General features: G+C 77.5%; 1 protein-coding gene. It reads left to right on the top strand.

Annotated features, from left to right (window positions below; all coding sequences use genetic code 11):
• On the top strand, positions 1 to 1,110 hold a 1,110-nt coding region (locus tag VR44_RS38575), incomplete at both ends, for an acyltransferase domain-containing protein (protein ID WP_045952349.1).

The raw sequence follows: 1,110 nt of genomic DNA, 5'->3' as shown, positions 1-1,110 counted from the left end.
GCCGTCGCCGACCGGGCCGCAACCCTCGGGACCGCCATCGCCGGCCGGGCCGTCAGCCTCGGCAACGCCATCGCCGACCGTGCCGCCACGCTCGTCGGCATCGGCGGCGAAACCGACTCCGCCGCCGGAGCCCCGGACGGCGGACCGCGCCTCATCCCCTGGCCGCTCTCCGCCAAGACCCCGGCCGCCCTCGCCGCCCAGGCCGCCCGGCTCCGCGCCCACCTGGCCGCCCTGCCCGGTGCGCCCGGCGCCCCCGCCCCGACGGCCGTCGACATCGCGCTCTCCCTCGCCACCACCCGTACCGCCTTCCCCCACCGCGCCGTACTCCTCGCCCCCGACCGGGCCGGCCTGGACCGGGCCCTGGACGCCCTCGCCGACGCCGAGCCCGGCGCACCCGCCCCCGCCGGCACCGACGTGGTGCGGGGCACCGCCGACGACACCCGCCAGGCCGCGTTCGTCTTCCCCGGCCAGGGCTCCCAGTGGGCCGGCATGGCCGTCGAACTCCTCGACTCCGCGCCCGTCTTCGCCGAACGCATCCGCCAGTGCGAGGAAGCCCTCGCCCCCCACGTGGACTGGTCGCTGACGGAGGTCCTGCGCGCGGCGCCCGGCGCCCCCGGCTTCGACCGGGTCGACGTGGTCCAGCCCGTCCTCTTCGCGGTGATGGTCTCCCTGGCCGAACTGTGGCGCTCCCACGGAGTGCACCCGGCGGCCGTCGCCGGCCACAGCCAGGGCGAGATCGCCGCCGCGGCCGTCGTCGGCGCGCTCAGCCTGGAGGACGCCGCCAAGGTCGTGGCCCTGCGCAGCCGGGCCCTGACCGTGCTGTCCGGGCGCGGCGGCATGCTGTCCGTCTCCCTGCCCCTGGACCGGCTCACGCCCCTGATGGCGCCCTGGGGCGAACGGCTGTCCGTAGCCGCCGTCAACAGCCCGTCCTCCATCGTCGTCTCCGGTGACGGCGACGCCCTCACCGAGCTGCGCGACGCCCTGCACGCCGACGGGATCCGGGCCCGGCTGATCGCCGTGGACTACGCCTCCCACTCCGCGCACGTCGAGGCCGTACGCGAACGCGTCCTCGAAGCCCTCGCCGACATCACCCCCCGCGCCTGCGAGGTG

The sequence above is a fragment of the Streptomyces katrae genome, from assembly GCF_000966975.1.
GTDB lineage: Bacteria > Actinomycetota > Actinomycetes > Streptomycetales > Streptomycetaceae > Streptomyces > Streptomyces katrae.
This window is presented reverse-complemented; position numbering and strand designations above follow the sequence as displayed.